This window comes from Paraburkholderia sp. BCC1884, from assembly GCF_900996225.1.
Taxonomy (GTDB): Bacteria; Pseudomonadota; Gammaproteobacteria; order Burkholderiales; family Burkholderiaceae; genus Paraburkholderia.
In genome coordinates, this window is sequence record NZ_CAAJGL010000112.1 from 261414 (window position 1) to 274420 (window position 13007).

Genomic DNA, 13007 nt, shown 5'->3' on the forward strand with positions numbered 1-13007 from the left:
AAGCGGGTGGTAGCGAGTCGTGTAGTGCCGCGGCGATTTTTGCCGACGATCGTGAACTACACAACCCTAAGATTGGCGCGGTGGCAGGGAGTTTCAATCCCTCGAAAAACACCGCAGGACCTACGCTACCAGTATTCGGAAACTCCTGCTTGGAGTCTTTCAATGCTGTAAGGGTTCAATCGCAATCATACACGGGAACATGCTACAATAGCGGATTCATTTGAATCTGTAACCTCTTAATTTTTTGGAGTTTTTATGGCGATCGAACGCACCCTGTCGATTATCAAGCCGGACGCAGTGGCCAAGAATGTGATCGGCCAGATCTACACCCGTTTCGAAAACGCGGGCCTGAAGATCGTGGCATCACGCATGGTTCACCTGTCGCGCGCTGACGCAGAGAAGTTCTACGCCGTGCACGCTGCACGTCCGTTCTTCAAGGACTTGGTCGACTTCATGATCTCGGGCCCGGTGGTCGTTCAGGCGCTGGAAGGCGAAAACGCCATTCTGAAGCACCGCGATCTGATGGGTGCAACGGATCCGAAGAAGGCCGACAAGGGCACCATCCGCGCTGACTTCGCCGACAGCATCGACGCGAACGCCGTGCACGGTTCCGACGCTGCTGAAACGGCTGCGGTTGAAATCGCTTTCTTCTTCCCGCAAGTGAACGTTTACTCGCGTTAATCCCGCGCGTCAGGCCTCTGCGCCACGGCGCGATTCGTGTGGCCAATTGTATTTATCGCACGAATCGCCCGCCAAAGTAGTAAGGTAAAAGCAGCAGGAATGGGCGCGAATGGCATTGCGTTCATGCAGCTTGTTGCATGAACGCAGTCTCGCACTGAAATGGCAGGATTCGATATGACGAGCAGTTCCACCGTCAACCTTCTCGACCTCGACGCCCAAGGGCTCGTCGCTTACTGCGACAGCCTGGGCGAGAAGCCGTTTCGCGCCAAGCAATTGCAGCGCTGGATTCACCAATACAACGCTGCCGACTTCGACGGCATGACCGATCTGGCGAAGTCCTTGCGCGAAAAGCTCAAAGGGCGCGCCACGATCTCGATGCCGGGCATCGTCAGCGACAATATTTCGACCGACGGCACACGCAAGTGGCTGATCGACGTCGGCAACAGTAATGCAGTTGAAACCGTGTACATCCCCGAAGAAACGCGTGGCACGCTGTGCGTGTCGTCGCAGGCAGGGTGTGCGGTGAACTGCCGCTTCTGTTCGACCGGCAAGCAGGGTTTCTCCCGCAATCTCACCACCGGTGAAATCATCGGCCAGCTGCGCATGGCGGAGTTTGCGCTGCGCGCGACGCGCGGTGGCGATGGTGGTCGTGCCACGGGCGGCGACGGCAAGGGCGATCGGGTCGTCACGAACGTGGTCATGATGGGTATGGGCGAGCCGCTGCTCAATTACGACGCGGTCGTGCCGGCCATGCGGCTGATGCTCGACGACAACGCCTATGGGCTGTCGCGTCGGCGTGTCACGTTGTCGACCTCGGGTGTCGTGCCCATGATGGATCGGCTCGGCGCCGAATTGCCGGTGGCGCTCGCGGTGTCTCTGCATGCGCCCAGCGATCCACTGCGCGACATGCTGGTGCCGCTGAACAAGAAGTATCCGCTGCGCGAACTGATGGCGGCTTGCCAGCGTTATCTGAAAGTCGCGCCGCGCGATTTCATTACGTTTGAATATTGCATGCTCGACGGCGTGAACGACAGCGAAGCGCAAGCACGCGAACTGCTGGCCGTCACGCGCGATGTGCCGTGCAAGTTCAATCTGATTCCGTTCAATCCGTTCCCGGAATCGGGCCTGTTCCGCTCGAAACCGGAACAGATCAAGCGATTTGCACAAGTGTTGATGGACGCGGGCGTCGTCACCACGGTGCGCAAAACACGCGGCGATGATATCGACGCTGCCTGCGGTCAGTTGGCCGGTGCGGTGAAAGACCGTACCCGTCTCGCTGAGCGCACCGGGAAGGCGGCGAAGGTGATCGAGGTTCGTGCCGTGTAATCGAGTGGGGCGGCGGAGCAACGGCGGTCGACGAAAGCTCCGCGAGTGCTCGAAAAGCTGACAGGCCGCCCGGCGATTGAAAAGAAAGTTTGCAGAAGCGATCGGAAGCGGCACACAAGGCCGCACATTTTGTTATAAACGGTCTGCGATTCGGATGTGAGGCTCAAGCCCGTCCCAGTCGCACGAGTGAAAAAGAATCGACGCGAAAGGATTTGGGATGAGTGAGTCGCAGCACCCGCAGCCGCACGAGACAGACACAAACGAAAGCCATCCGGAGCCGGTCGCCCGGGCGGCGGTGCAGCCTGTAGTGCAACCGGGCATGGACTCGCTGGCTGCGGTGGGCGCGCGCTTGACCCAATTGCGTGAATCGAAGGGCTGGTCGATCGAAGACGTGTCGGCCCGCCTCAAAGTGTCCGCCGTCAAGCTGCGTGCGCTCGAATCGGGTGATATCAGCCACTTGCCGGATACGACTTTTGCGCTCGGCGTCGTGCGCAGTTACGCCAAGATGCTTGGCGCCGATCCCGCACCGTTTACTCAGGCATTGCGCCGCGAGAAGGGCGTGCCCGCGCCGGATCTGTCGATGCCGGCGTCGTCCGGGAAGGACTTGCCGCGTGGCCGCGTGTCGCTGTCGCTCGGCGGCAGTGGTCATCAGAAGAGCCGTTCGTGGCTGTGGGGCGTGGCGGCTGTGATCGTCGCCGTAATTGCTCTCGGCATGTGGCATACCAATGGCGGCGATTCGTCGGCTTGGCTGGCCCGTTTGAAGGCGAGCGCAAGCGGTGCTGCAGGCGGCGCGACTGGCGCATCAGGCGCGGTGGCGCAGGGTCCGGCGGCGGGCTCGGACGCGACGGCGGAAGACGCTGCGTCGACACCGGACGCGCAGGCCGCGACGGATAACGCAGCATCGGCGATCCCGATGCCCGCTCCGCTGGCCACCGGCACGGCGCCGTCGTCGGTACCGCCCGTGACGGCAAATGGGGCTGCTCCAAAAGCGGGTTCGCCGGCTCAGGTCGCGACGACCGCGGCGGCACAGGTTGCAAGCGCGCCGGCGGCGGCTACGACCGGCGCCAGTGCCCCGGCGGCAGTCACGCCGGCCGCGGGTGAGGCAATCATCGCGTTGCGCGTGTCGCAGGACAGCTGGTTCAGCGTGCGTGACAAGAGTGGCAAGGAAGTATTCTCCGGCCTCGTGCACGCAGGCGATACCAAAGAAGTAACGGGTGAAGGTCCGTTCAAGGTCACGGTTGGCAACAGGGCCGGGCTCGATTCATTGACACTCGACGGCGAGCCGGTCGATCCGTCGAAGTATTCGTCGGCAAAGGGTAACGTGGCGCGCTTCGCGTTGCCTTGACAGACATGGTGGGCGCCGCGGCCATCCGGACCGCGGCGCTTTTTCAATTCAGGCGTCACGTTTTTTGTGTGGCGCATGCGGCGTTAAATGGGTTTTTCGATGCAATCCGAAGCTCAATCCCAATCAAGTAGCAAAATCGTTTCTAACGAGCCGGTGTTCGGCGGTCAGGCCGCGCGGCGCAGGTCGCACGCGGTAGACGTCCGTTGGGGTGGCCAGATCGTCACGATCGGTGGCGACGCACCTGTGCGCGTACAGTCCATGACCAACACGGACACCGCGGACGCGATCGGCACCGCGATCCAGATCAAGGAACTGGCGCAAGCCGGCTCGGAACTGGTGCGTATCACGGTCAACACGCCGGAAGCGGCGGCGGCCGTCCCGGCCGTGCGCGAGCAGCTCGACCGCATGGGCGTGTCGGTGCCGCTGGTGGGCGATTTCCACTACAACGGCCACTTGCTGTTGCGTGACTATCCGGGCTGTGCGGAGTCGTTGTCCAAATACCGTATCAATCCGGGCAACGTCGGCCATGGCGCGAAGCGCGACACGCAATTCGCGCAGATGATCGAAGCCGCTGCGAAGTACGACAAGCCGGTGCGGATCGGCGTCAACTGGGGCAGTCTCGATCAGGATCTGCTGGCCAAGATGATGGACGAAAACGCGGCGCGCTCCACGCCGTGGGAAGCGCAAAGCGTGATGTACGAAGCGCTCATCCAGTCGGCGATCGGTTCGGCAGAGCGTGCGGTCGAAATCGGCCTGCCGCGCAACAAGATCATCCTGTCGTGTAAGGTCAGCGGCGTGCAGGATCTGATCGCCGTGTACCGCGAACTCGCGCGTCGTTGCGAATTCGCGCTGCACCTCGGCTTGACCGAAGCGGGCATGGGTTCGAAGGGCATCGTGGCGTCCACCGCCGCTTTGTCGGTTCTGTTGCAGCAAGGTATCGGCGACACGATCCGTATTTCGCTCACGCCGGAACCGGGCGGCCCGCGCACCGGCGAGGTGATCGTCGGCCAGGAGATCCTGCAGACCATGGGTCTGCGCTCATTCACGCCGATGGTGATCGCGTGCCCGGGTTGCGGCCGTACCACCAGCACGCTGTTCCAGGAACTGGCTTCGCAAATCCAGACCTATCTGCGCACGCAGATGCCGGTGTGGCGTGATCAATATCCTGGCGTCGAGAAAATGCACGTCGCGGTGATGGGCTGCATCGTCAACGGTCCGGGCGAGTCGAAGCAGGCCAATATCGGCATCAGCTTGCCGGGCTCGGGCGAGAACCCGGCGGCGCCGGTGTTCATCGACGGCGAGAAGGTCAAAACGCTGCGCGGCGATAACATCGCACAAGAATTCCAGCAAATCGTGAGCGACTACGTCGAGCGCCGCTATGGCCGCGCTGAAGCGCTCAACTAAATATCGGCTATCGAAGACAGATGACTGAACAGAAGAAAAAGCTCGAGAAGTTGTCCGGCGTGAAGGGCATGAACGACATCCTTCCGCAGGAAGCCGGGCTGTGGGAATTTTTCGAAGCCACCGTCAAGTCGATGCTGCGTTCGTACGGATACCAGAATATCCGCACGCCGATCATCGAGCACACGCAGTTGTTCAAGCGCGGTATCGGCGAAGTGACCGACATCGTCGAGAAAGAGATGTACAGCTTCACGGACGCGCTCAACGGTGAAAATCTGACGATGCGCCCGGAAAATACGGCAGCGGTGGTGCGCTCGGTGATCGAGCACAACATGCTGTACGACGGCCCGAAACGTCTGTGGTACATCGGTCCGATGTTCCGTCACGAGCGTCCGCAACGCGGTCGTTATCGCCAGTTTCATCAGGTCGGCGTGGAAGCGCTGGGCTTTGCCGGGCCGGACACCGACGCTGAAATCATCATGATGTGCCAGCGTCTGTGGGACGACCTCGGGCTGATGGGCATCAAGCTCGAACTCAATTCGCTGGGTCTCGCGCATGAGCGCGCGGCTCACCGTGTCGAGCTGATCGCCTACCTCGAAAAGCACATCGACGTGCTCGATGAAGAAGCGAAACGCCGTCTCCACACGAATCCGTTGCGCGTGCTGGACACGAAGAATCCGGCCATGCAGGAAGTCGCGCAGAACGCGCCCAGGCTGATCGATTTTCTCGGCGAAGAATCGCGCGCGCATTTCGAAGGTTTGCAGCGCATTCTGAAGGCAAACAACATTCCGTTCACGATCAATCCGCGTCTCGTACGTGGTCTCGATTATTACAATCTGACCGTGTTCGAATGGGTGACCGACAAGCTCGGCGCGCAGGGCACCGTCGCCGCGGGTGGTCGCTACGACCCGCTGATCGAGCAGCTCGGCGGCAAGCCGACGGGCGCGTGCGGTTGGGCGATGGGTGTCGAGCGGATTCTCGAGTTGCTGAAAGAAGACCAACTCGTGCCGGAAGACGAGGGTTGCGACGTGTACGTGGTCCATCAGGGCGACGCGGCACGTGAGCAGGCCTTCATCATCGCCGAGCGTCTGCGCGATACGGGTCTCGACGTGATCCTGCATTGCAGCGCCGACGGTCAGACGGCCAGCTTCAAATCGCAGATGAAGCGTGCCGACGCGAGCGGCGCCGCCTTCGCGGTGGTGCTCGGCGAAGACGAGATCGCCAACGGTACGGTCGGTGTCAAGCCGCTGCGCGACACGAGTAACGGCGGTAAAAACGAGCAACATAACGTGCCCGCCGAAGACTTGACCGAATTTCTAATCAATGCGATGGTTGCAACCGCCGAAGACGGCGACGACTGATCGCGATGTCGTCGAGCCTGTTGGTTATTGATTGGCTCCGAATTGGCTCGACAAGCACACGTATCAAGAAAGAGGAAATCGCCGGGCGATGAGTTACCACGACGAACAAGAATCGATTGAAAGTCTGAAAGCATGGTGGACGCAGTGGGGCAATGCATCCACGTGGGTGGTGCTGGTGGCACTCGTTGCCGCAGCCAGCTGGAACGGCTGGAATTACTGGCAGCGTCATCAGGCGGCGGAAGCCGCCGTGCTCTATGACCAGGTGCAGCAAGCCGCGGCATCGGGCGACAAGGCTTTGGTCACGCGCGCTGCCACCGACATGGAAGACAAGTTCAGCGGCACCGCGTATGCGCAGATGACCGCACTGGGCGCCGCCAAGGCAATGTACGCCGCAGGCGACGAAGCGGGCGCCAAGGCGCAGCTGCAATGGACCATCGATCACGCGAAGGACGACGAGTTCAAGCAGATCGCCAGGCTGCGTCTGGCTTCGCTGCTGCTCGACGACAAGGCCTACGATCAGGGTCTCGCCTTGCTCGCCGAACCGCAGTCCGACGCGTTCAAGGGTCTCGCGGCCAATGGTCGCGGCGATCTGCTCGCGGCTCAAGGCAAGCGTGACGATGCGCGCGCGGCTTACAAGCTCGCGCTCGACTCGCTGTCGAAAAACGATAGCTCGGCACGTCAGTTGATCCAGTTCAAGCTGGACGCGCTGGGCGGCTGACCGCCGCCGGCAGTGCGCCGCATGCAACGACCAACCGGTCTCTTTTAACTCAATTCCTGAATGCTTCGTCCACCGATGAATCTGCTGAAACGTTACGCTGTGCCCGTTGCCTGTGCGATGACCGTGCTCACCCTGGCGGCTTGCTCATCCACGAAAGACGAGCGCCGCGAGCCGACGCCGCTCACCGAGTTCAAACCCGTGCTCGACGTGCAGCAGGTCTGGACCGCAAGCGTCGGCAAGGCTGGCCGTTACCTGTTCTCGCCGGTCGCGGTCGGCAACGCGGTGTACGCCGCGGGCGCCAACGGTTCGGTCGCGAAGATCGACGCGCAAACCGGTAAGGACATCTGGCGCGTCAAGCTGCACGACGACCTGTCGGCGGGCGTCGGTAGCGACGGCACGCTGGCGGCGGTCGGCGGCCTGAAGGGCGATGTCTACGTGCTCGGCGCGGACGGCAAGCAGTTGTGGACCGCCAAGGCGCCGGGCGAAATCATTTCGCCGCCGCTGGTCGGCAACGGCCTCGTGGTGGTGCGTACGGTCGACGGTCAGATCGTCGCGTTCAATGCGCAGACTGGCGAGCAGAAGTGGAACTACCGCAATCGCGCGGTGCCGCTCAACCTGCGCGTATCGTCGGGCATGACGTTCGCCGGCGACGCGGCCGTGCTGGCCGGTTTCCCGGGCGGCGCGTTCGCTGCGATCAACCTGCAAACGGGCGACAACTACTGGCAGACGCCGGTGTCGTATCCGAAGGGCGTGACGGAAGTGGAGCGCATCAACGACGTGACCGGTCCGCCCACGCTGGTCGGCTCGGAAACCTGCGCGGTGACGTTCCAAGGCCAGATCGGCTGCTTCGACGCGAATTCGGGCCGTGCAGTGTGGGAAAAAGCGTTTTCGAGCACGAGCGGTCTGGCGCAGGATGAGACCGCTGTGGTCGCTGCGGATGACTGGTCGGTTGTCTCGGCGTTCGACGCCAGCAACGGCGCACCGCTGTGGAAGAACGACAAGCTGAAGAACCGTGAGCTCAGCGTGCCGTTTATTCTGGGCCACGCTGCCGTGCTAGGCGACTATCAAGGTTTCGTGCACTTCCTGTCGCGCGACGACGGCACGCTCGTCGCACGTGCGAAGACCGATGGCAGCCCGATCACCGCGGCGCCGGTGCTGGCCGGCGAAACGCTGGTGGTGCTGACGCACGACGGCGATCTGTACGGCTATCGTCCGCGCTGATCGTATCGGTCCGGCGCTGAATAGGCCGTCGAACGCGCGGTCCGGCTTCGCCGGCCGCGCGTGTTTCCGTCAGGCGGCGTTGAATTTGAGTCGTACCGTAGAGTAAGTAGAAAAATTGCGCCGGACTGGCTGGTCCGGCAAGTCGGATCGAGCAGGGCACACGCACGACACACGTGATCCACGTGGTCTATGTGGCTCACCGGTGGCTGCTTGCGGCGCCACCTTCGGCACCAACCGTCGGCCTGACAGCCGGCGACGTCGCCGAAAACCGTAATCGACCTGGCGTGCGCGCCGTCGAGCAGAAAAGACCGAACCTGGCGGCCCATTGGCGCCGTCCTATACAGCCAAATCCCCGTCCGCCCGGGTGCGCATATTGACAGCACATCCGGGGCAGGCCGAATTCGTGATAATTTTCGTCAAACGCTGCCGTGTAGCGGCCGCATGGCGTCGCTACGCGGGCGGTCGATTTCGATCCCGCGTTTCACCGTGAACAACATCTGATGAAACCCGTTATTGCCCTGGTTGGGCGCCCCAATGTGGGGAAATCCACGCTATTCAACCGTCTCACGCGCACGCGTGACGCACTGGTTGCCGACCTGCCCGGTCTGACCCGCGATCGCCATTACGGCGAAGGGCGAGCCGGCGAGCGACCGTACCTGGTCGTCGATACCGGCGGCTTCGAGCCGGTCGCGAAAGAAGGCATCCTGCACGAAATGGCGCGTCAAACCCGCCAGGCGGTCGAGGAATCCGACATCGTCGTGTTCATCGTCGACGGCCGTAACGGTCTCGCGCCGCAGGACAAGACGATCGCCGACTATCTGCGCAAGGTCGGCCGGCCGATCTTCCTCGTCGTCAACAAGGCGGAGGGGATGAAGTACAGCAACGTCGCCGCCGATTTCTATGAGCTCGGTCTTGGCGACCCGCGTGCGATTTCTTCCGCGCACGGTGACGGCGTGACGGAAATGATCAACGAGGCGCTTGAAGTCGCCTACGCCGGTCAGCCCGAAGAGAGCGACGAAGAGAAAGAAACGCGTGGCGTGAAGATCGCGATCGTCGGTCGCCCGAACGTCGGCAAGTCGACGCTGATCAACGCGCTGGTCGGCGAAGAGCGCGTGATCGCGTTCGACATGCCCGGCACCACGCGCGATTCGATCTACGTCGACTTCGAGCGTCAAGGCAAGCCGTACACGCTGATCGACACGGCCGGTTTGCGCCGCCGCGGCAAAGTGTTCGAAGCGATCGAGAAATTCTCGGTGGTGAAGACGCTGCAATCGATCTCCGATGCGAACGTCGTGATCCTGCTGCTCGATGCACAACAGGACATCTCCGAGCAGGACGCGCACATTGCCGGCTTCGTGGTGGAGCAGGGCCGCGCGCTGGTGGTGGGCGTGAACAAGTGGGACGGACTCGACCCACATGTGCGCGAGCGCACCAAAGCCGACATCGAGCGCAAACTAAAATTTCTCGACTTCGCCAAATTCCATTTCATTTCCGCCGCGGAAAAAACCGGAATCGGCCCGCTGATGCGCTCGGTGGACGACGCCTACAAGGCTGCGATGGCCAAGCTGCCGACGCCGAAGCTAACGCGTGCGCTAATCGAAGCCGTCGAATTCCAGCAGCCGCGTCGCCGTGGTCCGGTGCGTCCGAAATTGCGCTACGCGCACCAGGGCGGACAGAACCCGCCGATCATCGTGATTCACGGTAACGCGCTCGACGCGATCACTGAAACGTATAAACGCTACCTCGAAAACCGCTTCCGGGAAACTTTCAAGCTGGTTGGGACTCCATTGCGCATAGAGTTCAGATCATCGACGAACCCTTACGCGGATAAAGGCTGAAACCCGCGTGTGTGCTGGGTTTGGCCGTCTGGCTGGGCCTGTCGCGCAAAAATGAAAATCGGCTATAGTGTAGCGGTTGACGGCGGATCTCTTTTTCTTCGTCGTCAATTCAGTCAACCTGCAAAAAAATACGGAGTTTGCTATGAGCAACAAAGGGCAATTGTTACAAGACCCGTTTTTGAACGCACTGCGTAAAGAGCATGTGCCGGTGTCGATCTATCTGGTCAACGGCATCAAGCTTCAAGGGAACATCGAATCGTTCGACCAGTACGTCGTGTTGCTCCGGAATACGGTCACCCAGATGGTCTACAAGCACGCAATCTCGACGGTCGTGCCAGCCCGCCCGGTGAATTTCCACCCGGATTCCGAACAGTCCTAACCCCAGTCGCGGCCGGCGTAGCGTCGCCCGTCGGCGATTACTCCCGGCCGCCTCATTTTGATACCCTCCAATTTGATCAATGCAGCGCTTGTCGGCATCGACTTCGGTAAGATCGATTTTGAAGCCAGCCTAGAAGAACTCAGCCTGCTCGCGCAAAGCGCGGGCGCGAATCCCATAGTCACCCTCACCGGACGCCGGTCCAGCCCCGACGCGAAGATGTTCGTCGGCAGCGGCAAGGCCGAAGAACTGCGTCTTGCGTGTGAGGCGAACGACATCGAACTCGTCATTTTCAATCACGCTCTGGCGCCTGCGCAGCAGCGCAATCTGGAGCAAGCGCTTAATCGGCGCGTGATCGATCGCACCAGTCTGATCCTCGACATTTTTGCGCAACGCGCCCGCAGCCATGAAGGCAAGCTGCAGGTGGAACTCGCGCAGTTGCAGTATCTGTCGACGCGACTAATCCGCGCATGGACTCACCTGGAGCGGCAAAAAGGCGGTATCGGTTTGCGCGGCCCGGGTGAAACCCAGCTCGAAACCGACCGTCGTTTGATCGGCGAACGCATCAAGGCGCTCAAGACGCGGCTCGAAAAACTGCGCCGTCAGCACGGCACGCAGCGCCGCGCACGTAGTCGTAATCAGACAATGTCGGTGTCGCTGGTCGGCTATACGAACGCGGGCAAGTCCACGTTGTTCAATGCGCTGACCAAGGCCCAGGCCTACGCCGCCGACCAGCTGTTCGCTACGCTCGACACGACCTCGCGTCGCGTCTATCTCGGCGACGAAGCGGGGCAGGTGGTGGTGTCCGATACGGTCGGCTTCATCCGCGAATTGCCTCACCAGCTGGTCGCGGCCTTCCGCGCCACGCTCGAGGAAACCATTCACGCCGATCTGTTGCTGCATGTAGTCGACGCGTCGAGCGCGGTGCGGCTCGACCAGATCGATCAGGTGAACGAGGTGTTGCACGCCATCGGCGCGGATACGATCCGGCAGGTGCTGGTGTTCAACAAGATCGACGCGGTGCCGGAGTTGGCGGCCCGTGGGGGCACGGTCGAGCGGGATGAGTATGGTAATATTTCGCGCGTCTTTTTGAGCGCGCGCACGGGGCAAGGGCTGGATACATTGCGCGCTGCCATCGCTGAAATCGCTACTGCCGAATCTCTTCCCGACACGCAGCCCGATCTTCCGGAAGAAGACCGGTCGGCAGCACCGCGCGACGACCACAAGGTCTCAGAACTCGGGCATTGACCCGTTCCAATTGCATTGACCCGCTGTCTACTCTGGTGAACGAACACAGGTGAACGATTACAACGAGCGGAGTATCTGGCTGCGCATGCGCGCCTTGCTTTCACTGAACGATCCGCGCTGGGGCCGGGGCGACGGTAATGGCGACCGGCAACGGCCGAACGAACCGAAGCGTCCGCCGGGCAAAGACGGCGAAGGTCCGCCCGACCTCGACGAGATGTGGCGCGATTTCAATCGTCGTCTGAGCCGCGTGTTCGGTCGCAAGGGCGGCGGCGGTGCGGGCGGCGGGCGTCCGGACAACGGCCGTGGCGCGCGTATCGGCGTAGGCATCGTGATCGGTGTGCTGGTGGCCATTTATCTCGGCAGCGGCGTGTTCGTCGTGCAGGACGGGCAGGCGGCCGTCGTGATGCAGTTCGGCAAGTATCGCTATACCGCCGGGCAAGGTGTGCACTGGCGTCTGCCGTATCCGTTCGAAGCGCATGAGCTCGTGAATATCGGTCAGACCCGTCAGGTGGAAATCGGCCGTAACAACGTGGTGCGTCTCGCGAACGTGAAGGACGCGTCGATGCTCACGCACGACGCCGATATCGTCGACGTTCGCTTCGCCGTGCAGTACCAGGTGAGCAAACCGACCGACTACCTGTTCCGCAGCGTCGATCCCGATCAGAGCGTCATGCAGGCTGGGCAGGCGGCCGTGCGTAGCATCGTCGGCGCGCGCAGTACCAGCGACATCCTCTATCAGGATCGCGAAACAATTCGCCAGCAGCTGGTGGCGGCGATCCAGCAATCCCTGGATGAATATCAGTCCGGCCTGACCGTGACCGGCGTGACGATCCAGGGCGTGCAGGCGCCCGATCAGGTGCAGGCCGCCTTCGACGACGCCGCCAAGGTCCATCAGGAAAACGATCGCGCCAAACGCGATGCCGAGGCCTACGCGGCCGATCTGCTGCCGCGCGCGCAAGCCGACGTGCAGCGTCAGGTCGACGAGGCGAAAACCTACAGCGACAAGACCGTCGCTCAGGCGCAAGGCGATGCCGAGCGCTTCAAGCAGGTCTACGCGCAGTACTCGAAGGCGCCCGCGGTGATTCGCGAGCGCATGTACCTGGAAACCATGCAGCAGATCTATTCGAATACGACCAAGGTGTTTGTGGACGGCAGGAGCGGCAATAACGTGCTGTACCTGCCGCTCGACAAGCTGGTCGAGCAGACCCGTCAGCGTGTCGCCGACGCCGCTGCGGCCTCGGGTGCCGTCGCAGCTGGCGCGCCGCAAGGCGCGGCTAACACAGGTAGCGCCGGCTCGCAGAGCGCCGCGCCGGCTACCGCCGGCCCGTCCGCCGCGGCGCCTGCCGCCGTGGCTTCCGCGCCCGCTGCGGCCGCTTCGGCCACAGCCTCGACCCCGGCCAGCCAGGCCGCGGCCAGCAGCGACGCGCTGCGCTCACGTGACGCCTTCCGCAGTCGTATGCGTGAAGACGACGTTCAATAAGGAGCGCACAAC

At 62.1% G+C, this 13007-nt stretch carries 11 protein-coding genes; all 11 read left to right on the forward strand.

Going from position 1 to position 13007, the window contains the following annotated elements; genetic code table 11:
* The first annotated feature begins 255 nt into the window (after window positions 1-255).
* The 11 genes from ndk to hflK all read left to right on the forward strand — a co-directional run bounded on the left by ndk (window position 256) and on the right by hflK (window position 12995).
* The gene (gene ndk / locus FQ705_RS26770; protein WP_144146240.1) at window positions 256-681 is read left to right on the forward strand and encodes a nucleoside-diphosphate kinase; all 426 of its coding nucleotides are present in this window, start codon (window positions 256-258) and stop codon (window positions 679-681) included.
* A 174-nt stretch (window positions 682-855) separates the two neighbouring features.
* Window positions 856-2007: a 23S rRNA (adenine(2503)-C(2))-methyltransferase RlmN gene (gene rlmN / locus FQ705_RS26775; RefSeq protein WP_144146243.1), complete on the forward strand. Its 1152-nt coding sequence runs from the start codon at window positions 856-858 to the stop codon at window positions 2005-2007.
* A gap of 217 nt (window positions 2008-2224) precedes the next feature.
* Window positions 2225-3352: a RodZ domain-containing protein gene (locus tag FQ705_RS26780; protein WP_144146246.1), complete on the forward strand. Its 1128-nt coding sequence runs from the start codon at window positions 2225-2227 to the stop codon at window positions 3350-3352.
* Between the two features lie 87 nt (window positions 3353-3439).
* Window positions 3440-4756 (forward strand): flavodoxin-dependent (E)-4-hydroxy-3-methylbut-2-enyl-diphosphate synthase, encoded by a 1317-nt coding sequence (gene ispG, locus FQ705_RS26785; protein ID WP_144146249.1) that lies wholly within the window; start codon window positions 3440-3442, stop codon window positions 4754-4756.
* Window positions 4757-4776: 20 nt separating this feature from the next.
* Window positions 4777-6114: a histidine--tRNA ligase gene (gene hisS, locus FQ705_RS26790; RefSeq protein WP_144146252.1), complete on the forward strand. Its 1338-nt coding sequence runs from the start codon at window positions 4777-4779 to the stop codon at window positions 6112-6114.
* 88 nt (window positions 6115-6202) lie between these two features.
* Window positions 6203-6832: a tetratricopeptide repeat protein gene (locus FQ705_RS26795; protein WP_144146255.1), complete on the forward strand. Its 630-nt coding sequence runs from the start codon at window positions 6203-6205 to the stop codon at window positions 6830-6832.
* A 75-nt stretch (window positions 6833-6907) separates the two neighbouring features.
* Window positions 6908-8053 (forward strand): outer membrane protein assembly factor BamB, encoded by a 1146-nt coding sequence (gene bamB, locus FQ705_RS26800; RefSeq protein WP_144146258.1) that lies wholly within the window; start codon window positions 6908-6910, stop codon window positions 8051-8053.
* A gap of 500 nt (window positions 8054-8553) precedes the next feature.
* The gene (gene der / locus FQ705_RS26805; RefSeq protein WP_144146260.1) at window positions 8554-9891 is read left to right on the forward strand and encodes a ribosome biogenesis GTPase Der; all 1338 of its coding nucleotides are present in this window, start codon (window positions 8554-8556) and stop codon (window positions 9889-9891) included.
* 142 nt (window positions 9892-10033) lie between these two features.
* Window positions 10034-10270 carry an RNA chaperone Hfq gene (hfq, locus tag FQ705_RS26810; protein WP_006051315.1) on the forward strand — a complete coding sequence of 79 codons (237 nt, stop codon included), beginning with the start codon at window positions 10034-10036 and terminating at the stop codon, window positions 10268-10270.
* Between the two features lie 57 nt (window positions 10271-10327).
* Window positions 10328-11515, forward strand: coding sequence for a GTPase HflX (hflX, locus tag FQ705_RS26815; RefSeq protein WP_144146263.1), 1188 nt, complete (start codon window positions 10328-10330; stop codon window positions 11513-11515).
* 49 nt (window positions 11516-11564) lie between these two features.
* Window positions 11565-12995, forward strand: coding sequence for an FtsH protease activity modulator HflK (gene hflK, locus FQ705_RS26820; protein ID WP_144146266.1), 1431 nt, complete (start codon window positions 11565-11567; stop codon window positions 12993-12995).
* The last annotated feature ends 12 nt before the right edge of the window (window positions 12996-13007 follow it).

What these genes read in the sequence shown, in the direction of transcription:
- ispG (WP_144146249.1), top strand. Translation starts at nt 3,440, where the DNA reads ATGGGTTTTTCGATGCAATCCGAAGCTCAATCCCAATCAAGTAGCAAA.
- hfq (WP_006051315.1), top strand. Translation starts at nt 10,034, where the DNA reads ATGAGCAACAAAGGGCAATTGTTACAAGACCCGTTTTTGAACGCACTG.
- bamB (WP_144146258.1), top strand. Translation starts at nt 6,908, where the DNA reads ATGAATCTGCTGAAACGTTACGCTGTGCCCGTTGCCTGTGCGATGACC.
- hisS (WP_144146252.1), top strand. Translation starts at nt 4,777, where the DNA reads ATGACTGAACAGAAGAAAAAGCTCGAGAAGTTGTCCGGCGTGAAGGGC.
- ndk (WP_144146240.1), top strand. Translation starts at nt 256, where the DNA reads ATGGCGATCGAACGCACCCTGTCGATTATCAAGCCGGACGCAGTGGCC.
- FQ705_RS26795 (WP_144146255.1), top strand. Translation starts at nt 6,203, where the DNA reads ATGAGTTACCACGACGAACAAGAATCGATTGAAAGTCTGAAAGCATGG.
- rlmN (WP_144146243.1), top strand. Translation starts at nt 856, where the DNA reads ATGACGAGCAGTTCCACCGTCAACCTTCTCGACCTCGACGCCCAAGGG.
- der (WP_144146260.1), top strand. Translation starts at nt 8,554, where the DNA reads ATGAAACCCGTTATTGCCCTGGTTGGGCGCCCCAATGTGGGGAAATCC.
- FQ705_RS26780 (WP_144146246.1), top strand. Translation starts at nt 2,225, where the DNA reads ATGAGTGAGTCGCAGCACCCGCAGCCGCACGAGACAGACACAAACGAA.